Raw genomic sequence first — 24,867 nt, forward strand, 5'->3', positions numbered from 1 at the left:
ACTTCCTGAAACGCATTTAATAGCGCCAGCTTTTCAAATCAGCTCCTTGGGGAGCCGATGTTTCAATACGTTTCAGAATTTTATCCACGTACATTGTATTGTAACGCAGACGACTAATATAATTTGGCTGGGTAGGGTCGCCATTCCAGCAGTGTTCAGCTCGGTCGCCATAGGCTACTTCGCTGTTGGCAGCAGGCTCTTTAACCGTTTTCAGGAAATCCTCCATTAAGTAAACTGCATTGTTGAGATAGTAATTATCCATATCTCCGCAGTAGATATGAATCTTACCGGCTACTTTGGGTCCAAGCGTTTTCCAGTCACGCTTCAAAATATGCATCAGATCATAGTTCTGACGCCAATAGGCTGCCACCGTCGAATCGATTTCGCCCGTTAGTTTATTCCATACTCGCTTGGGGTATCCATCTTCGCCAACGGGTGAGTAAACAGCCTCCCAAATATCAAACTGATCGCCAGAGCGATTGTGCGTACCAATAGCCAACTCCCGATGGTTGGTTTCTTCCATCGTAACCTTCACCTGTCCAAGGTAATTACGCTGACTTGGTCGGGGTGTCCGACGAAATGGCCCTTCCGAATAATAGGCGTTTTTATCTTTATAAAGGTTGAATACTGTATAAGCATCAAACGCGATGGGGTCTGGACAGGCGGCAAAACAACCATTGAACTCGTCGGGATAAAATACCTGTGCCGCCAGAGCCTCCCAACCACCCGTGCTACCGCCATACGTAAACCGGGCCCATCCTTGCCCTATTCCCCTGAATCGCTTTTCGATTTCGGGCAGGAGTTCATACATGATCGCATCGCCGTAGGGACCAAGATTCTGAGAGTTTACGGCATAGGAATCGTCATAATAAGGGTTGGCATGTTGGATTTCTACAATTAACATCCGAGGAAAGTCTTTGCCTGTCCATTTTTCATAAAAATCATAGGCTTCCTGAGCTACAATCTTTTTATAACCATGAACATGAAACCGTTCGATGTAATCGGTAGTATCCATGTTGGCTGGTGGCGGGGTTTCGCTAAAGCCGTCGAAATCAGCGGGAAAATGGCCATGAAACAAACAGAGCGGATACTTGCTTTCAGGGTGTTCATCAAAACCGGCGGGCAACAACACATTAGCCCCCAGATACATCGGGCGCCCCCAAAACTCAGTCAGGCGTTTGCTCTGAATTTTGATGTGCTTGATAAACTTTGTGTCTTTGGGTTCGGGGATGGCCGGATTTACCTGATCCATCACCACCGAAATACGTTGCTTAGTTTTCGCTATTATACTGACTTTTAGTGGCTTACTAAACAAATTTCCGGGTGCTGTTCGCCAATTCTGGCCTTCTCCCCTATCCATTGGCAGTTTCACTGTGTGGCCATCGCTGCGCTTAAACGTTTCGTATTTGTGTAAAACGGCCTGCACATAATAATCGCCGGGTGCAAGGTCTTTCAAACTCCGCTTTGGATAACCAAAGGCACTGGCATCGACCACGGCTGCCTGGCCAGGTTGTAAGTCGTTCACATCCAGACCAAACAGTTGCGCCGTTTCAACTGCATCACTCACCTGAGACCGAGGTTCCGGCTTATTGGTTTTAGCCAGAATAAGCAATACACGCCCATCTAACGCGGCCTTACTCTGGGTACTCGGAAACGAAACAGAAAACGTTGTCGAGCCAGCGTTGGGCTGGGCATGGACGCCCACACTGAGTAGCCCTAGTAAAATAAGAAGTAGCCGATAGTTCATGAGGAAGTTCAGGTTGATTTACAGCAGGTAAGATACTGAATTTGGCAATTCTTGACGCTGTTACCTAATTGATTTTAGAGGAAATCAATTTAGGCTTCCTTACTGATAAACCCGCACATAATCTACCTCCATACGCCGGGGCCAAATCGTCTCGTCAACGCCTTTTTGGCCGCCCCAATTTCCGCCGACCGCCATGTTCAGAATCAGATAAAACGGTTGTTCGAAAGGCCACTGAGCCACCTCACTGCCCAAAACTGATTTTTCAACCGTGTAGTATTTCTGATTATCAACGAAGAAATCGATTTTATCGGCCGTCCACTCAATGGCGTATAGGTGAAAGGCACTTGTCGCATCTTTAATTGTTACCTGCTGTCCTTTTTGCGTACCTTTTACATGATTGTACGCTTCTGTATGTACCGTGCCATGCACAACGCCTTCATCGAAACCCACGTGCTCCATAATATCGATTTCGCCACCGAGCGGCCAGCCAGCCGTAGCGACCTTTTCGCCTAGCATCCAGATAGCAGGCCAGGTACCACGACCGGAAGGCAATTTAGCCAGAGCTTCAATCCGGCCATGTTCCCATCTGGCTTTAGTCAGTAAGCGGGCCGATGTGTAGTTTTTTCCCTCGTAGGCTTCCTTACGGGCCTCAATAATGAGTTTTCCGTTTTCGATACGGGCGTTCTCCGGACGTCGGGCTGTGTAATATTCCAGCTCATTATTTCCCCAACCATTTCCCCCTACTTCATAAACCCACTTCGTTGAATCGGGTAGTCCCGATTTCGTAAATTCATCCGACCAGATGAGTTTGGGAGCAGTAGACAGAGTAGTCGTACTACCAGGAATAGTTAGGTCTGGGGCTTTGCAGGCTAGTAAGATAGCCAGGGCTAGCACCTTCATTATCAGCAATATTTTCATAGCGTCGTAAGCTAGTGAATTTCTTTATCGTACTGGTAAACCACTTTTTCAATCTTTTGCTCTTTCGCTTGCAGGAAATGCCCACGTCAGGAAATCAGGCATTATAGCGCTCCAGGTTTCCTGATTATGTTTGCCACCCTTGATTTCAACATAGCGAATGTCGGACTGATGATCGTCATCAGTATCATAGCGATAGCCCTTTTTAACCAGTTCACTCATCAGGTCCAGCGTATCGTCGATGGCGTCGATAACACCGTTGTTATTGCGATCGCTGGTTTCATCTTCGGTGCCAGTCTCGAACCAAAACTTCAGCCCTTTGCTATAGTTTCCTTTCCGAACGAGGTCGTGCATAATGCGGTCGGTTTCATCCCGATAGCCATCTGCTGTGCTTTTGCTACGCCACCAGAATGAACCCGAAAAAACGCCCGCCTTAGAAAACCGCTCGGGGTGATGAAAGACAATATCAAAGGCCGACAAACCACCCAATGAGAAGCCAGCCACTACAGACTGTGCAGGTTCGACGCTGATATGATACTGCTTTTTGATATACGGTATCAGTTCAGTCAGTAGAAAATCGGTGTACAAACCAGCCTTACTCCCCCGATTCATATAATCAGCCTGTGCTGCTGTGCCGTACTCCTGAATTCGGTCGCCGGCATGGATTGCAATCAGTACAAACGGTTGAATAGCTTTTTTCTGATAAAGTGAGTCTAGGACTGTGGTCATTCTCAGCCGCTCCAGATCCTGGCCATCATTGAGGTATAAAACAGGGTACACTTTATTGGAAGCCTGATAATCAGGGGGCAAGATAATATCTAAATGAACGATTCGCTTGAGAGGAACAGAAAATAATGAATCGTCGTGCCGAACCGTTACGGTGGGTGGTTCAGCACAGGTTGAAGCTGGTATAAAGTCAGCCATAAATACAAGAAATAACGAAATGATACTCTTCACAAACCACAAAGTAGGCATTTTTTTCGATTCATGAGCCTGTCTTTTTTGCCTGAGCCAGCTATTTGTTCTATTTTCAACCGAAATTTTCAACGTTTTCATCAACCAATTAACACCGTGCAGGAAGATTATCGCAAATGGTATTCGCATCACCTCGGCCGGGATATTGAGATGCTGGTTTACGGCAACTGGGGTTACCCTGTACTGCTGTTCCCGACCTCTATGGGCCATTATTATGAATACAAAGACTTTGGTTTAACCGAAACTGCACGTTGGTTTGTAGAGACGGGCAAAGTCAAATTGTATTGCATCGACAGTATTGATCGCGATAGCTGGTACGCCAAACACCTACATCCCGGCACTCGTATCTGGAACCATGTTCTTTACGATCGTTTTTTACACGAGGAACTCGTTCCGGGTATTCAACGGGAGTGTAATGTGCAGAAGATTGGCGTTTCGGGCGCTTCGTTTGGTGGGTACCACGCACTGAACTTTGCCTTCCGCCACCCAGAACAGGTTGGGCATCTGCTCACTATGGGCGCGGCATTCAATATTCGGTCATTTTTGGGTGGCTATTACGATGATAACGTCTATTTCAATAACCCACCCGATTTTCTGCCCAATGCGCATAACGATCAGTTCTACCACATGAATATCGTTTTGGGAACTTCGGAGTACGATTTCTGTAAAGAAGACAATTATCAGATGTCGGGAATTCTGAGTCGTAAGGGAATCCGTCACCAATTAGATGTAACGCCCTGGGGAAATCATGACTGGCCCGTTTGGAAGGATCAGTTCCCCCGCTATTTAAGCCAGATTTAGCTCTTTTTATAGTTCAGGCTAATTAGTTGACAATAAACCTATAAGGTCTCTAATACCTTATAGGTTTTACTTGCACAATTGCTTACGCGGCTTCCATTTCTCATGCTTCCAACAGACACTCTAAGCAGCGCTCTCGACCGTCTGCGTGCTTACATTTACGAAGTGCCAGACCAGCTGAGCGCTTTATCCGAAAGCGAGTTAACCCAACATGCTCCAGGAAAATGGTCTCGAAAGGAGATTCTCGGTCATTTAATTGATTCGGCAATCAATAACTTGAAGCGGTTTACGGATGCCCAATTTGCAGATGGGCCCTACCTTATTCAGCCCTACAACCAGAACAAATTAGTTGGTGTTAACCAATACCAACAGCTTCCTGTAACGCACTTGTTAACACTTTGGGCCAGTCTTAACACACAGGTTTTGCATATTGTTGATGCAATACCTTCCGACACCTTAACAAATCCGGTTCAGATAAGCGGCAACACTGTCAATAAGTCATTAGCATGGCTTATCGAAGATTATATTTTACACCTGGAGCATCACTTAAAGACATTATTTTAAGCAATTTATATAGTAAAACACCTGATTTTAATTTCTTTTTAATCTATTTGTATCACTAAATCGGTATAATAGTTGCTTGCTAGTAAAAAGACTTAAGCATATTTTTTTCCTCTATGTTAACTTTTTCACTTGTTCGACCCAATTTTCGTACAACCCCTCAAGGGTTACACATGTACATTCAACGCAGTAATGAACAAGGTTTCATATTAAGTCAATATGTATGCTCGGCATTTTACAATTGATTTCTGTTCCAGATCTTCCCCAAGCCTCGTTAGTCATAAACGAGGCTTTTTGTTTTTCTGCCTTAACAACTGCAACTTGCCTTAGTTAAGTAATCAACTTGCCATCTTATCGTTTTACCAACATCACTTTACTCAGCACTTAACTAATTCACTATGAGCCCCAAATCCAAAATAGGTATTTTATTCGGTCAAGAGAACACATTCCCACAGGCCTTTATCGATCGAGTCAACGAAAAGCAAAGTGCCTTTCCGGCCGAATTTGTCAGTATTGATCAGGTTGAACAAAGCGTGCCAACCGATTATGCCGTTATCATCGACCGGATTTCGCAGGATGTACCTTTTTATAAGGCATTCTTAAAAAATGCAGCTTTAACTGGCACAGCTGTAGTCAATAACCCATTCTGGTGGAGTGCCGATGAGAAATTTTTCAATAATGCTCTCGCCGTTCAACTCGGGGTTCCGGTTCCAAAAACCATTTTGCTACCCTCTAAAGAACGACCAGACGATACCAACCATAACTCGTTTCGTAACCTGAAACACATGAACTGGGATGGTATTTTTCAGCATATTGGCTTCCCTGCCTTCATGAAACCTCATGCGGGCGGTGGCTGGAAAAGCGTCTATAAAGTCGATAATCCAGATGAGATGTTTAAAGCCTATGACGAAACAGGTCAGCTAGTTATGCTGTACCAGGAAGCCATAGACTTTACCGATTATTTCCGATGCTATTGCATTGGTGGCAAAGATGTGCGCATTATGCCTTACGAACCTCGTAACCCGCATCACCTACGGTATGCCGCCGAAATGAAAACCACTGGCGACGCGGGCAAGAAACTCCTCGCCACCATGACCGATTACGTACTGAAATTAAACCACGGACTCGGGTACGATTTCAATACGGTTGAGTTTGCCGTGCGCGACGGTATCCCCATCGCTATTGATTTCTGCAATCCGGCTCCTGATGCCGATATCCACTCGGTTGGACAGGAGAATTTCGATTGGGTAGTCGAAGCGGCTGCTAACATGGCGATCGAACGGGCTAAAAAATTGCAGAAAGGTAAAGACAACCTTACCTGGGGAACATTTGTACGCGGATCGGTGATGAGTCAGGAAGCGGTAGAGACGACTCCGGAAGCGAAATCATCAAAGAGCCCCAAAACGAAGGAAGCGCCCAAAGAAGAAAAAGCACCTAAGGCCGAGAAAGTAAAAGAAGAGAAGCCAAAGAAGAGTAAGAAGTAGTGGTACAATGGATAATGGCTAATGGATAATGGATAATGGATAATGTAAATTAACCTATTGGTTATCAGCACAACCTCATCATTCATTATCCATTGTACATTATCCATTTTACCTATGCGCCCATTGTTCTATCTAGCCGCGCTGAGTATAGGCTTTACAGGCTGTAAACAATCTGCCCCTGTTGCACCTTCGGCCGATGGACTGACTGGCACCTGGATTGAGAAATCTGCTCGAAAGGACACGATTATCTTTAACCTTGATCAAACTGGCAGTTCATCAGCAAACACGCTATTGGTTAACCGAGGTAGAGAGATTAACCCAGCGGGCTATCTTGCCCCAAAACTCGGTAGTGGCTTCTACCGATACTACCTAAAGGGTGATACGATCAGTGTTTACGACATGTACGCTAGCACTATTTATTACGCCCCCTTTTACATCGAGCAAAAGGGGAATGAGCTATACCTCGACAATTTCTTTGAAGTTGGATTCCGTCATCCTGCTACCGCTACCCGAACATTGGTACGACTTACTAACTAGATTTGTTAAGGGGTTAATTGTACCCACGGGCTTCAGCTCGTGTTTCAATGCATACATGACTAAAAGTCATCTTTATTTGGCGTAGGCCAGAAGCTACGCTCAGCGGGGACAGCGAAATCCCATCCATTCAAGACAGTCCGGCGGTTCAGTCGGCAAAGATTTTCTTCTCTTCCAGATCGCGAATGCTGGCGTGAATCAAAATTAACGAGCCCTCAAAATGCTCCGCCAACTGTTGAGTATAAATAGCCATAAACAAGCGCAAATTTCCCGGTTTCTGTTCTTTCCGAATAAACTGCGTATGAGCAATTTTACCGAATAATATTGGGAATATTAGCCCACTTATGGTTCACCGTTTGTCACAAAATAAAACTTCTATATTAATCAGTTCACGTTTTTTAGCCATATTCGTGCTTTTTCCGGGAGTATATTAAGCTCTCTCATCAACAATCATCTTCTTCTGAGTACATGCAAAGACGAGATTTTATCCAGTTGTCTGGCTTAGGCATTGGTGGCCTGCTAACAGCTGGTGTCCCCGTGTTCGGCAATTCAGTATCAGCCGAGTACCTGCGTGAAGCCAGCGGCCGGGGCGTAGGCATCGATACAGCCGCCAAGAAACGCTTAGCCGACATCGCTCTTAACGCAGCCAAAAGTAAAGGGGCCACCTACACCGACGTTCGAATTGGACGCTATCTACAACAATTCGTTTTCACCCGCGAAACCAAAGTACAGAACATCACTAGCGCCGAATCATTTGGCGTAGGTATCCGGGTTATTGCTAATGGAACCTGGGGTTTTGCCGCCACCAGCAATGTCACGCCAGACGCCATTGCCAAATGTGCCGAAACAGCCGTAGCCATTGCCAAAGCGAATGCCAAACTTCAAACGGAGCCGGTTGTCTTGGCACCACAGAAAGGTGTTGGTGAAGTAAGCTGGAAGACGCCCATCAAGAAAAACGCCTTCGACATTCCGGTTCAGCAGAAGATTGATCTGCTGATGAATGTGAATGGAGAAGCAATGAAAAACGGAGCGGCTTTCGTTACCTCGAACCTGTTTTTCATCAACGAGCAAAAGTATTTTGCCTCGACCGATGGCTCATACATCGATCAGGATGTTCACCGGATCTGGCCAACGTTTACGGTATCGGTTGTTGACCGGGCAGCCGGAAAGTTTAAAACCCGCGATGCCATTAGTTCGCCGATGGGTATGGGGTATGAATACCTCGACGGCCTGGATTCGGAGAAAATCAAAGCGCCTAACGGACTAATTGGTTACCGAAACTCCTACGACATGGTGGAGGATGCCATTATGGCGTCCAAACAGGCCAAGGAAAAATTAACCGCCAAAACCGTCCAGCCGGGTAAGTATGACCTTGTACTAGATCCCAATCACCTCGGCCTGACCATCCACGAATCGGTTGGTCACCCCACCGAACTCGATCGGGTGTTAGGTTACGAAGCCAACTACGCCGGAACCAGTTTTGCCACCTTAGATAAGTGGAAAACCAAAACCTTCAACTACGGCAGCAAATTAGTCAACATTGTAGCCGATAAAACGCAGCCTTACACACTCGGAACCGTTGGCTATGACGACGAAGGCGTTCCCTGCAAAAAGTGGGACTTGATTAAAGATGGCATTCTGGTGAACTACCAGGCTATCCGTGATCAGGCGGCTATTCTGGGCGAAAAGGAATCAAACGGTTGCTGCTATGCCGACAATTGGGATTCGGTGCAGTTCCAGCGCATGCCGAACGTATCACTACAGCCAGGTACTGAAAAACGCTCGGTTTTCGACATGATTAAAGGTGTCGACAAAGGCATTTACATCATTGGCCGGGGTTCGTATTCCATTGACCAGCAACGCTATAACTTCCAGTTCGGCGGTCAATTATTCTACGAAATCAAGAATGGCGAAATCGTTGGTATGCTCGACGATGTAGCTTACCAATCGAACACCCAGGAATTCTGGAACTCCTGCGCCCAGCTTTGCGACAAAGATGACTACCGCACATTCGGTTCGTTCTTCGATGGTAAAGGCCAGCCCTCGCAGGTCAGCGCCGTTTCGCACGGCAGTGCAACTACCCGTTTCAACGGCGTTAACGTAATCAATACTGGACGGAAAATTTAAGAGAATTTACGATGTACGAATTACGGTTTACGAGTTACCATTCGTAGAAAATCGTAACTCGTAAACCGTAATTCGCAAATCAATATGGCAATCATCCTAACCAAAGAAGAAGCAAAGAAGATAATTGACAAGGTGCTCTCGTACTCGAAGTCCGATGAGATGAGTGTCAACTTGTCGGGTGGGCGTACAGGAAATATCCGATATGCACGTAACTCGGTTTCGACCAGTGGCGAAAGCACTAACTTGTCGCTAGGCGTAACCTCAGTTTACGGAAAACGCTCCGGTACAGCGACCATCAATGAATTTGATGACGCATCGCTGGAAAAGACCGTTCGACGGGCCGAAGAAATTGCCAAACTAGCTCCCGAAAACCCGGAGTATATGCCTATGTTGGGGCCTCAGACGTACCTGAATACGGACCCTTATTCCGAAAATACCGCCAAAATGGACCCGAACTTTCGGGCTCAGGCAACCTTCGAAAGTCTTGATCCCTGCCGGAAAAAGAACCTGACGGCTGCGGGTTATATGGAGGACTCAACCCGGTTCAATGCCATCGGGAATACCAAAGGGCTCTTTGCGTACAACCGGGAAACCTCGGTTGAGTTTTCGATTACCGTGCGCACAGCCGACGGCATGGGTTCTGGCTACGCTACGCAGGACGTAACCGACGTATCGAAGCTTAGCACGAAAAACATGACCGAAATTGCTATGCAGAAGGCAATGGCATCGTCGAGCGCACGAGCATTGGAACCGGGCAAATACACGGTTATTCTGGAACCGGCAGCGCTTGTTTCAAACGTCGATGCATCGCTGATGGTTGCCTTGGTTCGGTCGATGGATGCGCGGAATGCCGATGAAGGCCGTTCCTTTTTGAGCAAGAAAGGTGGTGGCACTCGTCTGGGCGAAAAACTTTTCGATGAACGCGTTACGATCTATTCTGACCCTACCAATCTCGAAGTACCGAACGGTGCATTCAGTGGCGATGGGCGTCCGCAGGAAAAAGTAACCTGGATTGAAAAAGGAGTCGTAAAAAACATGCCTTACTCCCGTTATTGGGCCGAGAAGAAAGGTGTACATGCCACTCCCGCGGGCGGTAACTTCATTATGGAAGGCGGTACGCAATCGCTGGCCGATATGATCAAAAGCACGGAGAAAGGGATTCTGGTTACTCGCCTTTGGTACATCCGTCCAGTCGATCCACAGACGTTACTCTATACGGGCCTGACCCGCGACGGGACGTTCTACATTGAAAACGGTCAGATTAAGTTTCCGGTCAAGAATTTCCGCTTCAACGAAAGCCCGGTCATCATGCTCAACAACCTCGAAGCCATGGGTAAACCCGTTCGAATCGGAGGAAATTTAGTCCCCCCCTTGAAAATCAGAGACTTCACCTTCACCAGCTTATCAGACGCCGTATAAAAGTCGTTAGTCGTCAGTCAATAGTTGCTAGAAAGACTATTGATTGGCACTTTTTCAGCTTACGACTACCGACTACTTACTATCGACTAAAAACACATGAATCGTCGCGATTTTAACCAACTATTGGGCATGGGAGCCGCAGGCATTATGATGCCTTCCCTTCCTGCTTTTTCCCGTACTGTATCTGCCGAGGCCCTGCTGGAACCAGGCCTGGATGTGGCTGTAAAGAAACGCCTGGCCGATGCCGCTCTGAACGCAGCTAAATCAATGGGAGCCACCTACGCCGATGTGCGTATTGGTCGCTACCTGAATCAGTTTGTTCTGACCCGTGAAAACAAGGTGCAGGGTATTATCAATTCCGAATCATTCGGCGTTGGGATTCGTGTTATTGTCAACGGTTGCTGGGGCTTTGCTTCAGTAGGCGATGCCCGCGATGAATCTGTTGTCGCGAAAGCAGCTAAAACAGCCGTATCTATTGCAAAAGCGAATGCTCGACTGCTAACCGAGCCGGTGCAATTAGCCCCACAGAAAGGCTTCGGCGAAGTAAGCTGGAAAGCGCCCATCAAACGAAACGCCTTTGAAGTTCCGGTTAAGGAAAAAGTCGATTTGTTGCTCTCCTGCAACGCTGCGGCTATGCAAAACGGTGCCAATTTCGTGAACAACGTGCTGTTCCAGGTTAACGAGCAGAAGTATTTTGCCTCAACAGACGGCACCTATGCCGATCAGGATATTCACCGGATTGGACCAAGTTTCACTGTAACTGCCGTTGATGCACAAAGTGGAAAGTTCTCGACGCGTAATTCGTTGAGTTCGCCAATGGGTATGGGCTATGATTACTTACAAGTAAACCCTGCCGACAAGCAAACCGGTGTTACGACTCGCTATAACAAGGGTTATGACATGCTCGAAGACATTACCGCAGCCGCCAAACAAGCCAAAGACAAACTGACAGCGAAGTCGGTTGAAGCGGGTAAGTATGATCTTGTTCTTGACCCATCCCACTTGTGGTTAACCATTCACGAATCCGTAGGTCACCCGCTCGAACTCGACCGTGTATTGGGCTACGAAGCCAACTATGCCGGAACCAGCTTCGCTACCCTCGATAAGTGGCAAACGAAAACCTTCAACTACGGTAGCAAAGAAGTAAATCTGGTGGCCGACAAAACGCAGGAATACTCGCTGGGTGCAGTTGGCTGGGATGATGAAGGGGTGAAAACCAAGAAATGGGATCTGGTCAGAGATGGCATTTTGGTCAACTACCAGGCCATTCGCGATCAGGTGCACATCATTGGCGAGAAAGAATCGCAGGGTTGCTGCTACGCCGATAACTGGAGTTCAGTGCAATTCCAGCGTATGGCTAACGTATCGTTGGAAGCGGGTAAGAAAAAGCTTTCGGTTGATGAGATGATTAAGGATGTAAAAAAAGGCATTTACATCATCGGCGACGGTTCGTTCTCCATTGACCAACAACGCTATAACTTCCAGTTCGGCGGTCAATTATTCTACGAAATCAAAGATGGCCAGATCGTTGGTATGCTGAAAGATGTGGCCTATCAGGCGAACACACGCGAATTCTGGAATTCCTGCGTAGCTGTATGCGACCAGAGCGATTACCGCCTTGGTGGTGCCTTTAACGATGGAAAAGGTCAGCCACCACAATCGAGCGCGGTATCGCACGGCAGTGCAACAGCGCGTTTCAACGGTGTTAACGTGATCAATACAGCAAGAAAAATATAAGGATTTACGATGTACGCATTACGATGTTCGATTTAATAGGGCAATCATGAACTCACAAGTAGATACATCGTATGCGAAACTCGCAATTCGTAAACCGTAATTCGTAAATCATTATGGCCATCTTAACGAAAGAAGAAGCAAAAAAAATAGTCGATAAAGTACTGGCTTATTCGAAAGCCGACGAAATGAGTGTCAGCCTGAACGGAAACCGGACAGGTAACATTCGTTACGCGCGCAACTCGGTTTCGACCAGTGGCGAATCGGACAACTTGTCGCTGGCAGTCACCGCCGTATATGGCAAGCGTTCGGGCACGGCAACCATCAACGAGTTTGATGACGCATCGCTGGAAAAGACCGTTCGGCGGGCCGAAGAAATTGCCAAACTAGCCCCCGAAAACCCAGAGTACATGCCTATGCTGGGACCTCAGACGTATCTGGAGACGGGAACGTACTCGGAGAGCACGGCTAAAATTGACCCTGAGTTCCGGGCCAAAGCTGCCTTCGATAGCATTGATCCTTGTAAAAAGAAAAATCTGACGGCTGCGGGTTATATGGAAGACACCACTGGCTTCGCCTGCATCGGCAACAGTAAGGGGTTATTCGGGTACAATCGGTCTACAGGAGTCGATTTTTCCATTACTGTCCGTACCGCCGACGGCCTGGGTTCAGGTTATGCTAACCCAGATGTAAACGACGTTAGCAAGCTCAATACCAAAGTAACCACCGAAATTGCCATGCAAAAAGCATTGGCATCGGCAAGTGCACGGGCGTTGGAGCCGGGTAAATACACGGTTATTCTGGAACCAACCGCTTCGGTGGAATTACTCCAGAATATGATGCGGAGCATGGATGCCCGGAATGCCGACGAAGGCCGGAGCTTCCTGAGCAAGAAAGGGGGCGGCACTCGTCTGGGTGAAAAACTCTTCGATGAGCGTGTTACCTTCATCTCCGACCCAATGAATCCCGAATTACCCCTATCGCCATTTGGCGGAGGAGGTGGTGGCGGTGGCCAGGGCCGCTTTGGTGGCGGTGGTGGCGATGGTCTGCCCCAGGAAAAACGGACCTGGATTGAGAATGGTGTTGTTAAGAACATGTACTATTCTCGCTACTGGGCTGATAAGAAAGGTGTTAAGCCAATTCCGGCACCGGGCGGTTTCATCATGCTGGGTGGTACCCAATCATTGGCCGACCTGATCAAGAGCACAGATAAAGGCATTCTGGTAACCCGGTTCTGGTACATCCGCGCTGTTGACCCACAAACGCAATTGTACACGGGCCTTACCCGCGATGGGACGTTCTACATCGAAAACGGTCAGATCAAGTTCCCGATCAAGAATTTCCGGTTCAACGAAAGTCCGGTTATAATGCTCAACAACGTAGAAGCCTTGGGCAAACCCGTTCGGGCAGGTGGTAATTTGATCCCACCCATGAAGATTCGGGACTTTACGTTCACGAGCCTGTCAGATGCCGTGTAGATTTAGTTGATTCATTTTGTACAAAAGCGAAGGCCATTATCGGGAGATAACGGCCTTCGCTTTTTTGTTTTTGTCTGGGCTAAACTCTGGTCGTATCCTCGTTTCGTGTCCCCGATATAGGCGCTAAGTAATTACCTATACATAAACACGTTACGTCAGATAACCCTTAATTCGAGCGGCCATAAACTGCCGTTCAGTTGAGTTTTACAACTAATTTCCCCTGTTTTATCAATTAACAAATAATTAGTTGACTATATACATTAATTCAAAATTAATTATATGAAATTTATTTTTTATAGGTATTTAATTTCATAATTTAAATCGATTTTAAAATAAATCGCCTACATCTCTCCACTTCCATTGCTACTAAAGTCGACTACTCGTTTTTGCTCAATTTAACCATATAGGAGAAATACAACTTGAATCGTCGAGACTTTACTCAAACCTTGGGGCTAGGTGCTGCCGGGCTTTTCATGCCCAAAATACCAGCCCTCGCTCGCACTGTCACCGCCGAAGAATTACTGGAACCCGGCCTGGATATCGCCATTAAGAAACGGCTCGCCGACGCTGGTTTACACGCTGCCACCGCGAAAGGAGCAACTTATGCCGATGTTCGTATTGGTCGCTACCTGAATCAGTACGTGATGACCCGAGAAGACAAAGTGCAGAACATCATTAACACGGAGTCGTTTGGCGTGGGCGTTCGGGTAATTGCCAATGGATGCTGGGGATTTGCCGCTATTGGCGATACGCAAAGCGAGGAAGATGTAGCCCGAACCGCCGAAAAAGCGGTCGCTTTTGCGAAAGCCCATTCCAGGCTCATGAAAAAACCAATTCAACTGGCCCCGCAGAAAGGCTTTGGCGAGGTCTCTTGGAAGACGAAAGTCGAGAAGAATTCGTTTGAAATTCCGGTTAAAGAGAAAGTGGAATTGTTGTTGACAGCCAATGGTATCGCCATGCAAAATGGGGCTAGCTTTATCAACAATACCTTGTTCATGATCAATGAACAGAAATATTTTGCTTCGACCGATGGCTCCTATATTGATCAGGATGTTCATCGGATCTGGCCCAATTTCACCGTTACGGCGGTCGACAAAGCAAGCGGTCTTATGGCAACCCGCGATTCCCTAAGCGCGCCAATGGGTCGAAGCTACGATTACCTCCAAACAGCCCCTCCCGATCGGTTGACTGGCGTGACAACTCGCTACAATCAGGGCTACGATATGCTTGAAGATGCCGAAGCAGCCGCTAAACAGGCTCGCCTGAAGCTAAAGGCCAAGACTGTAGAACCCGGCAAATGGGATTTAGTACTCGACCCATCGCATACCTATTTAACGATTCACGAATCAGTTGGACACGCGACCGAGCTGGATCGGGTATTGGGCTATGAAGCGAATCTGGCCGGAACTTCATTTGCCACCATCGATAAATGGAAGTCCAAAAACTTCAATTACGGTAGTCCGGTCGTCAATTTCTTCGCCGACAAAACGCAACCGGGCTCGCTGGGCGACGTAGGTTGGGATGACGAAGGCGTAAAAACCAAGAAATGGGATATTATTAAGGACGGCATTCTGGTCAACTATCAAGCCATCCGCGACCAGGTTCATATGCTGGGCGAAACCGAGTCGCAGGGGTGTTGCTATGCCGATAGCTGGAGCACCGTTCAGTTCCAGCGCATGGCGAATATTTCATTGGCACCGGGTAAAGAGCGACTTTCAGTCGATGAGATGATCAAGGATGTCAAAAAAGGCATTTACATCATCGGCGACGGCTCCTATTCCATTGACCAACAGCGGTATAACTTCCAGTTTGGCGGTCAGTTATTCTACGAAATCAAGGATGGCCAAATTGTCGGAATGCTTCGGGATGTGGCTTACCAGTCCAATACACAGGAATTCTGGAACTCCTGCGTAAAAGTATGCGACGAACGCGACTACCGTATGGGGGGCACTTTCTTCGACGGCAAAGGTCAGCCCGCTCAAATCAACTCGGTGTCGCACGGCAGCTCAACAGCACGCTTCAACGGCGTAAACGTACTCAACACGGGACGGAAAATATAAAATTGTTTACGGTTTTCGGTTTATGGTTTACGGGGAGCTTACGCGTCTGTAACTCATGCATCAACCAACCATAAACTGAAAACCGTAAACCACAAACCGAAAACTCTTTATGGCCATCATATCTAAAGAAGAAGCAAAGAAAATTCTGGATAAAGCGTTGTCTTTTTCTAAAGCCGACGAAATGAGTGTCAGCCTGGGCGGAGGCCGAACGAGTAATATTCGCTATGCTCTAAATAGCGTCTCCTCCGGTGGTGAATTCGACAACATGTCGCTGTTAATCACAGCTGGAATCGGCAAACGGATGGGTTCGGCAACCATCAACGAGTTCAACGATAAGGCTATTGAACGAACCGTTCGGCGGGCCGAGGAAATTGCCCGTCTAGCCCCCGAAAACTCCGAATATATGCCCATGATTGGGCCGCAGACCTATCTTGAAACGCCCATGTATTCCGAAAATACGGCCAAGATGGACGCTGAATACCGGGCTCAGGTCGCTTTTGACAGCGTTGACGCCTGCGAACAAAAAAATCTGAGTGCAGCAGGATTCATGCAGGACTCGGCGGGCTTTTCGGCTATCGCGAATAGCAAGGGATTGTTTGGATACAATAAAGCCACGTCGGTCGACTTTTCCGTTACCGTCCGAACAGCCGATGCCACTGGCTCGGGCTATGTCACCCGCGATTTCAACGACATCTCGAAACTAAAGACCCGCTCGGTAACAGGTATTGCCATGCAGAAAGCATTGGCCTCGACGAACGCACGAGCCTTAGAACCAGGCAAGTATACCGTAATTCTGGAACCTACCGCAATGGGTACTTTATTACAGAGTATGATGGGCGGCATGGATACCCGGCTGGCCGACGAAGGCCGGAGTTTCCTTAGCAAAAAAGGGGGCGGTACTCGTCTGGGCGAAAAAATGCTGGATGAACGTGTCACCATTTATTCTGATCCAATGAACCTGGAAGCCCCCAGTGAACCCTTTGCTGGCGAAGGCCGGAATCGTACAGGTTCCTTTCTCGGTGGAGGGGGTGCCGTTAGTGACGGACGTCCACAAGAAAAAATAACGTGGTTTGAAAACGGGGTAGTCAAAAATATGAGCTATTCCCGTTTCTGGGCCGATAAGAAGGGCGTTAAAGCGGTACCTCCGCCTACAGGTTTCATTATGGCAGGTGGTAATCAATCGCTGGCCGATTTGATCAAAAGCACGGATAAGGGTATTCTGGTAACCCGTTTGTGGTACGTTCGGATGGTCGACCCCAAAACGTTGTTACAAACGGGCCTCACTCGCGATGGGACGTTTTACATCGAAAATGGGCAGATCAAGTTCCCAATCAAGAACTTCCGCTTCAACGAAAGTGCGGTCATTGTCCTGAATAATGTGGAAGCCCTGGGTGCCCCAATACGAGTGGGGGGCAACCTGATCCCACCCGTAAAAGCCCGCGACTTTACGTTCACAAGTTTATCAGACGCGGTTTAAATTTAACTACAGAGGTACGGAGAACAACTAGTAGAAAGATATCTGTGTTCTCTGTGCCTCTGTAGTTAATCTTTTCAAGGACAAGGGAGACATACTACTGGTGTGGCTCCTTTATTTTTTGCCTTGGATTACCGTTTAAATTAATCTTTTACCATCCAAAAATTAAGTCGGGCAACTTTTAATGATTTGGCTTTTATTCGCAATTCATCAATAACTATTGGTGATTGGCGTGAATTATGATGTTAAATTCTAGATTTCAGGCGTTAACCTGTATCTTGGCCGTGCTTTTAATTACGCTTCACTTAATTCAATAAATAGGAGAACCAAACATTGAATCGTCGAGATTTCAACCAACTTATTGGCATGGGAACCGCTGGTATCCTGTTGCCTAAACCGCCCGCTTTTTCTCGTACCGTCAGTCCCGAAGTACTGTTGGAACCGGGCCTGGATGTAGCCGTAAAAAAACGTTTGGCCGATGCGGCCATGAATGCGGCCAAAAGTAAAGGTGCCAGCTACGCCGATGTTCGGATTGGGCGCTATCTGAACCAGTACGTTATCACGCGTGAAGACAAGGTGCAGAACATCGTAAACACTGAGTCATACGGAGTTGGCGTTCGCGTCATTGCCGATGGCTGTTGGGGTTTTGCTGCCGTAGTTGACGCCAAAAGTGAAGCCGACACCGCTCAGGCGGCCGAAAAAGCAGTGGCTATTGCGAAAGCAAATGCCAAACTGATGAAGCAACCCGTTCAACTCGCTGCTCAAAAAGGCTATGGCGAAGTAAGCTGGAAAGCACCTATCAAACGCAATGCGTTCGAAGTGCCCATCAAAGAAAAGGTTGATTTACTGCTTTCGGTCAATGATGCCGCGCTAAAAAACGGGGCTAACTACGTCAATTCCGTTCTGTTCATGGTTAACGAGCAGAAATACTTTGCCTCGACCGATGGCACTTATGCCGATCAGGATATTCACCGGATCTGGCCAATTTTCAACGTGACAGCCATTGATCCGAAAAGCGGAAAATTTGAAACCCGAAATGCCCTGAGTGCGCCCATGGGCATGGGCTATGATTATCTGCAAGTAAATCCCGCCGACAAAGTAACGGGTATCACTACTCGCTACAACAAGGGCTATGATATGCTCGAAGATGTGACCGCAGCCGCCAAACAAGCGCGGGCCAAACATACGGCGAAGTCGGTTGAAGCCGGTAAATATGACCTTGTACTCGATCCCTCACACCTCTGGCTCACCATCCACGAATCAGTAGGTCACCCCCTTGAACTCGACCGCGTATTAGGCTACGAAGCCAATTTTGCCGGAACCAGCTTCGCTACGCTGGATAAATGGCAATCGAAGAATTTCAACTACGGCAGTAAACAAGTGAACCTGATTGCCGACAAAACTCAAGTTGGTTCATTGGGTGCGGTTGGTTATGACGATGAAGGCGTTGCCACTAAAAAATGGGATTTGGTTAAAGATGGCACGCTGGTGAACTACCAGGCTATTCGGGATCAGGTGCACATCATTGGTGAGAAAGAATCACAAGGCTGCTGCTATGCCGATAGCTGGAGTTCGGTGCAGTTTCAACGCATGGCCAACGTATCGCTGGCCGCTGGCAAAACGCCCTTATCGGTTCAGGATATGATTAAGGATGTCAAAAAAGGCATTTACATCATTGGTGATGGTTCGTTCTCGATCGATCAGCAACGCTACAACTTCCAGTTCGGCGGTCAGTTGTTCTATGAAATCAAAGACGGTCAGATTGCGGGCATGCTCAAAGACGTAGCCTATCAATCGAACACCCAGGAGTTCTGGAACTCATGCGTTGCCGTCTGCGACGAGAACGATTACCGGCTCGGCGGGTCCTTCTTCGACGGAAAAGGTCAGCCTCCGCAATCGAGTGCCGTTTCGCACGGTAGCAGCACCGCCCGCTTCAATGGTGTCAATGTGATCAATACAGCCCGGAAAATCTAATTCATTTACGATGTGCGAATTACGATTTACGAATCATAAATGAGCCTCAGCAATTCATTTTATCATTCGTCACAAATCGTAATTCGTAAACCGTAATTCGTAAATCAATATGGCCATCATCCTTACTGAAGCAGAAGCGAAAGCACTGCTCACCAAAGTTCTCAGCTACTCGAAAGCCGACGAGTGCGAAGTGAACCTCCTGGGCGAAGAACGGGGAAACCTCCGTTACGCCCGTAACGAAGTCTCAACCAGCGGCTCGCTTATCAATAAAAATTTAGTCGTACAATCGGCCTACGGCAAACGCGTTGGCACCGCAACCATCGACGAATTCGATGATGCATCGCTCGAAAAAGTGGTACGCCGGTCCGAAGAGTTAGCCAAACTCGCGCCCGAAAACCCTGAATATGTAGGCATCTTAGGACCCCAGCAATATGTAAAATCGAGTGGTTTCTTTGATTCAACCGCCAAAATTACACCCGATACCCGTGCCACTGCAGTTGATAAAAGTCTGCAACTCTCGCGGGAAAAGAACTTAACGGCTGCTGGCTTTTTGCAGGACAATTATGGCTACAATGCCATGATGAATTCCAAAGGCCTGTTTGCTTACTACCCAAGTACCAGCGTCAATTTCTCCTTAACCGTCCGTACACCTGATGGAAAAGGGTCGGGTTATGTAGCAAGGGGCTATAGCGATTTTTCCAAGCTGGATACTGCAGCCGCAACGCGTATTGCAATCCAGAAGGCGCAGGGTTCTGCCGAAGCGCGGGCCATTGAGCCTGGTAAATACACGGTAATTCTGGAACCAACAGCCGCTGTTGTCTTGCTCGAAAACATCTATTTCAACATGGATGCTCGCTCCGCCGACGAAGGGCGGTCGTATTTCAGCAAGGCAGGAGGCAAATCTCGAATCGGGGACAAGATTGTGGACGAACGGGTTACGATCTACTCCGATCCTACGAATCCAGAATTACCCGCATCGCCCTGGTCAGGGGATGGCCGTCCACAGGAAAAGATGATGTGGATTGAAAAAGGCGTTGTCAAAAATCTGTCTTACGAACGGTATTGGGCGCAGAAACAGGGCAAAAAAGCCATTCCTTACCCGAATAACATGATCATGATGGGGGGTAATTCATCCTTAGAAGACATGATCAAGAGTACTCAGCGCGGCATTCTCGTCACGAAACTCTGGTACATTCGGGAAGTTGATCCGCAGACCATCCTGCTCACCGGCCTTACCCGCGACGGGACGTTCTACATTGAAAACGGCAAGATCAAGCATCCGATCAAGAATTTCCGGTTCAACGAAAGCCCGATCATCATGCTCAACAACCTCGAATCATTGGGCAAACCGGAGCGGGTAGTCAGTACCGAAACCGATCGCAACTACCTCGTGCCGCCGATGAAAATTCGAGAGTTTACGTTTACGAGTTTGTCGGATGCAGTGTAAATTTATTGGGTAGTCTGGTCAATATCTGACTGGGCTACCCAATTTTTCTTTTAGCTATCTTTATAGTCAAGTAAGTATAGTTTCGCCTAAAGGTCAAATTCTTCTATACTACTGAATTATCTATTTATGCCGGTTATATCAATGTTTTACGGGCTGATTGTCAGTCTATACTATCTTGATAATAAACAACACCATCTGCCCCATATTCATGTTCGTTATGATGAAATGGAAGCCGTTTTCGCGATAGAAAGTGGCGAGCTCCTGGAAGGCAAGCTACCGAAAGGGAAAATAAAATTAGTTGATGCCTGGATCGAAGAAAATCTCATGGCCGATTGGCAATTAGCCATTAACGGGCAGCGAATATTCCCCATCGACCCTTTAAAATAAATAAGCATGAACCCTCGTGTGACAGCTGTAAAGCCTCTTGATAATTACTGTCTTGAACTTCAATTTACAAATAAAGAACGTAGGCTATTTGACGTAAAGCCATACCTGTCCATTGGTATTTTTCAGGAATTACAGGACACCTCTTTATTTAATGGGATCAGGGCTTTCAATGGATCAATTGTTTGGCCTAATGACCTTGACTTGGATCCGGATACGCTTTACTTAGATAGCAAGCCAGTCAGTTGATTATTCATTTTAAGGAAGCTACCAGCTTTTGGCACGAATGACTAAAGAACAGATTCTTGAGGCAATTCAATTGACTACAGAAACCAACAATGGTATTCTCCAATGATCACCATTATCCAAGCCACCGAACAAGACTTACCCCTCATTCGCGACATTGCCTATCAGACCTGGCCCAATACGTTTGGAGAAATTTTGTCGCCCGATCAGATTAGCTACATGCTCGAAATGATGTATAGCCAGGATGCACTAACTACCCAGATCAACGAAAAAAAGCACGTTTTCTTGATCGCGAAAAACACCGATAGCACTGAGTATCTTGGCTATGTTTCTTACGAGTTAGATTACACTGGTAAGCCCCTCACCAAAATCCACAAAATTTATTTACTCCCAGCCAGCCAGGGCAAGGGCGTTGGCCGATTATTGATCGATCAGGTTGGCCACATTGCTACGGCTCATCACAATACCCATCTGGGCTTAAACGTCAATCGGTATAATAAGGCTATTCAGTTCTACGAGCGAATGGGATTTTCGGTAGTTGGTACCGAAGACATCGATATTGGCGATGGCTTCCTTATGGAAGATTTTGTGATGGAAAAACCGCTAAATCCTTAGTTATTTAACGGCAAAACATGTATTTTTAAGCATAAAATGTAGGTTTTGAGCTGTTTATCCACGTTTTACAAACAGCCCCTAAAATGAATATAATATTAACTGCTAATAGTAATATCGGCAGATTGATTAACAACTGACAGTATTTATACTGGCATACTTTCATCATCAACAAACGCGCTTGAAACCTTTTTTTTTTCACTCGAATCCAATACACTTCTGGTGACTGGGAAACGGACCAGCGGATGCCATCGAACCTGATGCACTCGCTGGTGGAGTACACAACTTTGCCGGTTGATCAGAAAGAAAAAGTGGTGCAGCTGAGCAGTCCAGACCTGTTCAAAAGCCCGTTTTGCTACCTCAGCGGACACAAACTGGTTGAATTTTCGGCACAGGAGCGTGACCACTTCAAGCGCTATGTCCAGAACGGTGGCTTCGTCTTTGTCGACGATTGCAACCACGATGTCGACGGCCTTTTTGCCAAGTCATTTGAGCAGGAAATGGCCCGTACATTTGGACCGAAAGCCTTGCAGAAAATACCTAATTCACACCCCATCTATACCTGCTTTTTTAAGTTTCCAGAAGGCCCGCCCACAACCTCGTTTGAGTTGAATGGCTGGGGCGATGATTTGGTGCATGATTACCTGAAAGCCATCATGATAAATGGTCGAATTGGCGTTCTGTATAGCAACAAAGATTACGGTTGCGAGTGGGATTACGACTTCCGAAACAAGCGTTTTCTGGCCGAAGACAACACTAAATTCGGAGTCAATATTGTGACATACGCATTAACAGCATGAGTTTATATAGGATGTATGATCTATGATGTATTGACAACCATACTTCATACATCTTATATCATACATCACTTCATACAACCTGATACACATAGCAAGTTGGAATCAACAGACTTAACTCACTACAAAGCGCTGGTGGCAAAGCTGCCTCAGCTACGAAAAGAAATTGGAAAGGTCATTATTGGACAGGAAGATGCCATTGGTGAGGTTTTGATCTCGCTTCTGGCGGGTGGCCATTGCTTACTGGAAGGTGTTCCTGGACTTGCGAAGACACTGATGGTAAAAACCATGTCGGATGCCCTGGCCATGCGTTTCAAGCGTATTCAGTTCACGCCCGATCTGATGCCCGGTGACATTGTCGGGACGGAGATTCTGGAAGACGATCTGGAAACGGGCCATAAAGTCTTCGTCTTCAATCAGGGGCCAATTTTTGCCAACGTCGTACTGGCCGATGAGATCAACCGGACTCCGCCTAAAACACAGGCGGCAATGCTCGAAGCCATGCAGGAGTATAAGGTTACTTATGGTGGCAAAAACTATCCCTTGCCGAAGCCTTTCCTGATTATTGCGACGCAAAACCCAATCGAACAGGCCGGTACTTATCCCCTACCCGAAGCCCAGTTAGACCGCTTTCTGCTGTACATCAAACTTAGCTATCCCGGTGAGCTAGAGGAATTAAACGTCCTGAAAAGCACGACAGGCACTGCTCGTCCTGAGTTGAAAACGGTACTTTCGGATGAGGATATTATTCAACTGCAAAAACTGACTCGCGAAGTACATATCAGCGATGAACTGATTAGCTACATCAATAAACTCGTGCGGGCTACCCGTCCCGATGGTTCTCCTTCGTCGTACGTAAAACAGTGGTGCCAATGGGGGGCTGGGCCTCGTGCCGGACAGGCGCTGGTGTTGTGCGCAAAAGCCCGTGCGGTGCTCAACGAACGTTTTTCGGTTATTCCCGACGATATCCAGTCGTTGGCTTATCCCATTCTACGTCACCGCATTGCCCTTAATTTCCGTGCCGAAGCCGAAGGTATCACGACCGACAAGGTGATCAAGCAATTATTAACGGAGCTTAGACTGGCGTAAAGATTTACGGTTTACAGTATGCGGTTTATGGTTTACAGTTTACGGTGGTTGAAGCCCGCATATTCTCGCATAGCTTCCGTAGCCACGAACCGCCGTAAACCATAAACCGCATACTGTAAACCACGTACCGTATAATTATGCTCACAACTGATCTCATCAAGCTCAATAATCTGCAACTGGCTGGAAAATTAGTCAGCGATGAGTCGTTATTGGGTATTCAGGCCAGCCAGCGATCGGGTATTGGAACTGAGTTCGAACAATTCCGGCATTATACACCGGGCGATGATCCGAAACGGATAGACTGGAAATTATTTGCGAAGTCGAATCAATACCTGGTTCGCGAATCGGCGACGGAAAGTAACCAGCAGATTCGCTTTGTGATTGATTTGTCGGGCTCGATGAACTACACGGAAGCGGGCATCAGTAGATTGCAATACGCTAAAATTCTGCTGGCTTCGCTGGCCTATCTGGCCAATCGACAGAGCGATCAGATAAGCCTGTACAGTTTGAAGGATGGCGCGATACATACGCTGGTTCCGGCGGGCAAACAGGCTTTTCTAAAACTCGTAGCAACGCTTGAAGCCGCCCAGGCAAACGGCCCATGGACGAGCACGGCCACTTCATTCCCGGAGTTCAGTCGTAAGCAAAGTGAGATGCTCGTTATTGTTTCCGACTTTCTCCAGGTGAATGATGAGTGGGTGAATCTGATTCAAAAAGTGGCCGGACCTCGACGGGAAATTGTCATTTTTCAGCTCCTGGGCGATCAGGAAGTCGATTTTTCGATCAGTGGATTCTACCGGTTTCAGGATCTGGAATCAGGAAAAGAAATTGAACTACAAGCCGATGCCATTCGGGATACCGTTCGCCAGCGAGCAACAGATTATCTGTCCAATTTGGACGTCAGTCTCCGCATCCCGCATGTCCGGCTGATTCGCGTTCGCTTAAGCGATCCGATAGCCATTGTTTTGAAACAGTTTTTGACAAGTTGAAAATAGGTTTATAGTATTAGGTT

General features: G+C 47.2%; 21 protein-coding genes. 18 read left to right on the top strand and 3 right to left on the bottom strand.

Annotated elements, in window-relative coordinates; all coding sequences use genetic code 11:
- Positions 1-16: 16 nt before the first annotated feature.
- The 3 genes from H3H32_RS17230 to H3H32_RS17240 form a co-directional block, all read right to left on the bottom strand.
- A complete protein-coding gene (locus H3H32_RS17230) occupies positions 17-1,747 on the bottom strand; it encodes an alpha/beta hydrolase (protein ID WP_182463906.1) in 1,731 nt (576 codons plus the stop codon).
- A 99-nt stretch (positions 1,748-1,846) separates the two neighbouring features.
- Positions 1,847-2,665, bottom strand: coding sequence for a glycoside hydrolase family 16 protein (locus H3H32_RS17235; protein ID WP_182463907.1), 819 nt, complete (start codon positions 2,663-2,665; stop codon positions 1,847-1,849).
- A 48-nt stretch (positions 2,666-2,713) separates the two neighbouring features.
- Entirely contained in the window at positions 2,714-3,586 is an 873-nt protein-coding gene (locus tag H3H32_RS17240) for an alpha/beta hydrolase (protein ID WP_182463908.1), read from the bottom strand.
- 147 nt (positions 3,587-3,733) lie between these two features.
- Between H3H32_RS17240 and H3H32_RS17245 the strand changes: the two genes are divergently transcribed.
- The 18 genes from H3H32_RS17245 to H3H32_RS17330 all read left to right on the top strand — a co-directional run bounded on the left by H3H32_RS17245 (position 3,734) and on the right by H3H32_RS17330 (position 24,844).
- Positions 3,734-4,438 carry an esterase family protein gene (locus H3H32_RS17245; protein WP_182463909.1) on the top strand — a complete coding sequence of 235 codons (705 nt, stop codon included), beginning with the start codon at positions 3,734-3,736 and terminating at the stop codon, positions 4,436-4,438.
- 102 nt (positions 4,439-4,540) lie between these two features.
- Positions 4,541-4,999 (top strand): DinB family protein, encoded by a 459-nt coding sequence (locus tag H3H32_RS17250; RefSeq protein ID WP_182463910.1) that lies wholly within the window; start codon positions 4,541-4,543, stop codon positions 4,997-4,999.
- Positions 5,000-5,394: 395 nt separating this feature from the next.
- Positions 5,395-6,480, top strand: a complete 1,086-nt coding sequence (locus H3H32_RS17255; protein ID WP_182463911.1) for an ATP-grasp domain-containing protein — start codon at positions 5,395-5,397, stop codon at positions 6,478-6,480.
- 114 nt (positions 6,481-6,594) lie between these two features.
- Positions 6,595-7,017 (top strand): hypothetical protein, encoded by a 423-nt coding sequence (locus tag H3H32_RS17260; protein ID WP_182463912.1) that lies wholly within the window; start codon positions 6,595-6,597, stop codon positions 7,015-7,017.
- A gap of 465 nt (positions 7,018-7,482) precedes the next feature.
- Positions 7,483-9,141: a TldD/PmbA family protein gene (locus H3H32_RS17265; RefSeq protein ID WP_182463913.1), complete on the top strand. Its 1,659-nt coding sequence runs from the start codon at positions 7,483-7,485 to the stop codon at positions 9,139-9,141.
- Positions 9,142-9,225: 84 nt separating this feature from the next.
- Positions 9,226-10,560, top strand: a complete 1,335-nt coding sequence (locus H3H32_RS17270; RefSeq protein ID WP_182463914.1) for a TldD/PmbA family protein — start codon at positions 9,226-9,228, stop codon at positions 10,558-10,560.
- A gap of 96 nt (positions 10,561-10,656) precedes the next feature.
- Positions 10,657-12,297, top strand: a complete 1,641-nt coding sequence (locus H3H32_RS17275) for a TldD/PmbA family protein (RefSeq protein WP_182463915.1) — start codon at positions 10,657-10,659, stop codon at positions 12,295-12,297.
- A 113-nt stretch (positions 12,298-12,410) separates the two neighbouring features.
- The gene (locus H3H32_RS17280; protein ID WP_182463916.1) at positions 12,411-13,772 is read left to right on the top strand and encodes a TldD/PmbA family protein; all 1,362 of its coding nucleotides are present in this window, start codon (positions 12,411-12,413) and stop codon (positions 13,770-13,772) included.
- Positions 13,773-14,191: 419 nt separating this feature from the next.
- Positions 14,192-15,832 carry a TldD/PmbA family protein gene (locus tag H3H32_RS17285; protein WP_182463917.1) on the top strand — a complete coding sequence of 547 codons (1,641 nt, stop codon included), beginning with the start codon at positions 14,192-14,194 and terminating at the stop codon, positions 15,830-15,832.
- Between the two features lie 109 nt (positions 15,833-15,941).
- A complete protein-coding gene (locus H3H32_RS17290) occupies positions 15,942-17,309 on the top strand; it encodes a TldD/PmbA family protein (RefSeq protein WP_182463918.1) in 1,368 nt (455 codons plus the stop codon).
- A gap of 330 nt (positions 17,310-17,639) precedes the next feature.
- The gene (locus H3H32_RS17295; protein WP_182463919.1) at positions 17,640-19,280 is read left to right on the top strand and encodes a TldD/PmbA family protein; all 1,641 of its coding nucleotides are present in this window, start codon (positions 17,640-17,642) and stop codon (positions 19,278-19,280) included.
- 109 nt (positions 19,281-19,389) lie between these two features.
- Positions 19,390-20,727 (top strand): TldD/PmbA family protein, encoded by a 1,338-nt coding sequence (locus H3H32_RS17300; protein ID WP_182463920.1) that lies wholly within the window; start codon positions 19,390-19,392, stop codon positions 20,725-20,727.
- Between the two features lie 126 nt (positions 20,728-20,853).
- Entirely contained in the window at positions 20,854-21,114 is a 261-nt protein-coding gene (locus tag H3H32_RS17305) for a DUF4160 domain-containing protein (protein WP_182463921.1), read from the top strand.
- 6 nt (positions 21,115-21,120) lie between these two features.
- Positions 21,121-21,360: a DUF2442 domain-containing protein gene (locus tag H3H32_RS17310; RefSeq protein ID WP_182463922.1), complete on the top strand. Its 240-nt coding sequence runs from the start codon at positions 21,121-21,123 to the stop codon at positions 21,358-21,360.
- Positions 21,361-21,462: 102 nt separating this feature from the next.
- Entirely contained in the window at positions 21,463-21,972 is a 510-nt protein-coding gene (locus tag H3H32_RS17315; protein ID WP_182463923.1) for a GNAT family N-acetyltransferase, read from the top strand.
- Positions 21,973-22,175: 203 nt separating this feature from the next.
- Positions 22,176-22,769, top strand: a complete 594-nt coding sequence (locus tag H3H32_RS17320) for a DUF4159 domain-containing protein (RefSeq protein ID WP_182464375.1) — start codon at positions 22,176-22,178, stop codon at positions 22,767-22,769.
- A gap of 96 nt (positions 22,770-22,865) precedes the next feature.
- Positions 22,866-23,855, top strand: a complete 990-nt coding sequence (locus H3H32_RS17325) for an AAA family ATPase (protein WP_182463924.1) — start codon at positions 22,866-22,868, stop codon at positions 23,853-23,855.
- Between the two features lie 137 nt (positions 23,856-23,992).
- The gene (locus tag H3H32_RS17330; protein WP_182463925.1) at positions 23,993-24,844 is read left to right on the top strand and encodes a DUF58 domain-containing protein; all 852 of its coding nucleotides are present in this window, start codon (positions 23,993-23,995) and stop codon (positions 24,842-24,844) included.
- Positions 24,845-24,867 lie beyond the last annotated feature (23 nt).

The sequence above is a fragment of the Spirosoma foliorum genome, from assembly GCF_014117325.1.
GTDB lineage: Bacteria > Bacteroidota > Bacteroidia > Cytophagales > Spirosomataceae > Spirosoma > Spirosoma foliorum.

Excerpts from the sequence above, each read along its gene's own strand:
- H3H32_RS17235 (WP_182463907.1), bottom strand. The coding sequence starts at position 2,665 with ATGAAAATATTGCTGATAATGAAGGTGCTAGCCCTGGCTATCTTACTA.
- H3H32_RS17255 (WP_182463911.1), top strand. The coding sequence starts at position 5,395 with ATGAGCCCCAAATCCAAAATAGGTATTTTATTCGGTCAAGAGAACACA.
- H3H32_RS17300 (WP_182463920.1), top strand. The coding sequence starts at position 19,390 with ATGGCCATCATCCTTACTGAAGCAGAAGCGAAAGCACTGCTCACCAAA.
- H3H32_RS17275 (WP_182463915.1), top strand. The coding sequence starts at position 10,657 with ATGAATCGTCGCGATTTTAACCAACTATTGGGCATGGGAGCCGCAGGC.
- H3H32_RS17260 (WP_182463912.1), top strand. The coding sequence starts at position 6,595 with ATGCGCCCATTGTTCTATCTAGCCGCGCTGAGTATAGGCTTTACAGGC.
- H3H32_RS17270 (WP_182463914.1), top strand. The coding sequence starts at position 9,226 with ATGGCAATCATCCTAACCAAAGAAGAAGCAAAGAAGATAATTGACAAG.
- H3H32_RS17305 (WP_182463921.1), top strand. The coding sequence starts at position 20,854 with ATGCCGGTTATATCAATGTTTTACGGGCTGATTGTCAGTCTATACTAT.
- H3H32_RS17280 (WP_182463916.1), top strand. The coding sequence starts at position 12,411 with ATGGCCATCTTAACGAAAGAAGAAGCAAAAAAAATAGTCGATAAAGTA.
- H3H32_RS17310 (WP_182463922.1), top strand. The coding sequence starts at position 21,121 with ATGAACCCTCGTGTGACAGCTGTAAAGCCTCTTGATAATTACTGTCTT.
- H3H32_RS17330 (WP_182463925.1), top strand. The coding sequence starts at position 23,993 with ATGCTCACAACTGATCTCATCAAGCTCAATAATCTGCAACTGGCTGGA.
- H3H32_RS17230 (WP_182463906.1), bottom strand. The coding sequence starts at position 1,747 with ATGAACTATCGGCTACTTCTTATTTTACTAGGGCTACTCAGTGTGGGC.
- H3H32_RS17290 (WP_182463918.1), top strand. The coding sequence starts at position 15,942 with ATGGCCATCATATCTAAAGAAGAAGCAAAGAAAATTCTGGATAAAGCG.
- H3H32_RS17265 (WP_182463913.1), top strand. The coding sequence starts at position 7,483 with ATGCAAAGACGAGATTTTATCCAGTTGTCTGGCTTAGGCATTGGTGGC.
- H3H32_RS17250 (WP_182463910.1), top strand. The coding sequence starts at position 4,541 with ATGCTTCCAACAGACACTCTAAGCAGCGCTCTCGACCGTCTGCGTGCT.
- H3H32_RS17240 (WP_182463908.1), bottom strand. The coding sequence starts at position 3,586 with ATGGCTGACTTTATACCAGCTTCAACCTGTGCTGAACCACCCACCGTA.
- H3H32_RS17315 (WP_182463923.1), top strand. The coding sequence starts at position 21,463 with ATGATCACCATTATCCAAGCCACCGAACAAGACTTACCCCTCATTCGC.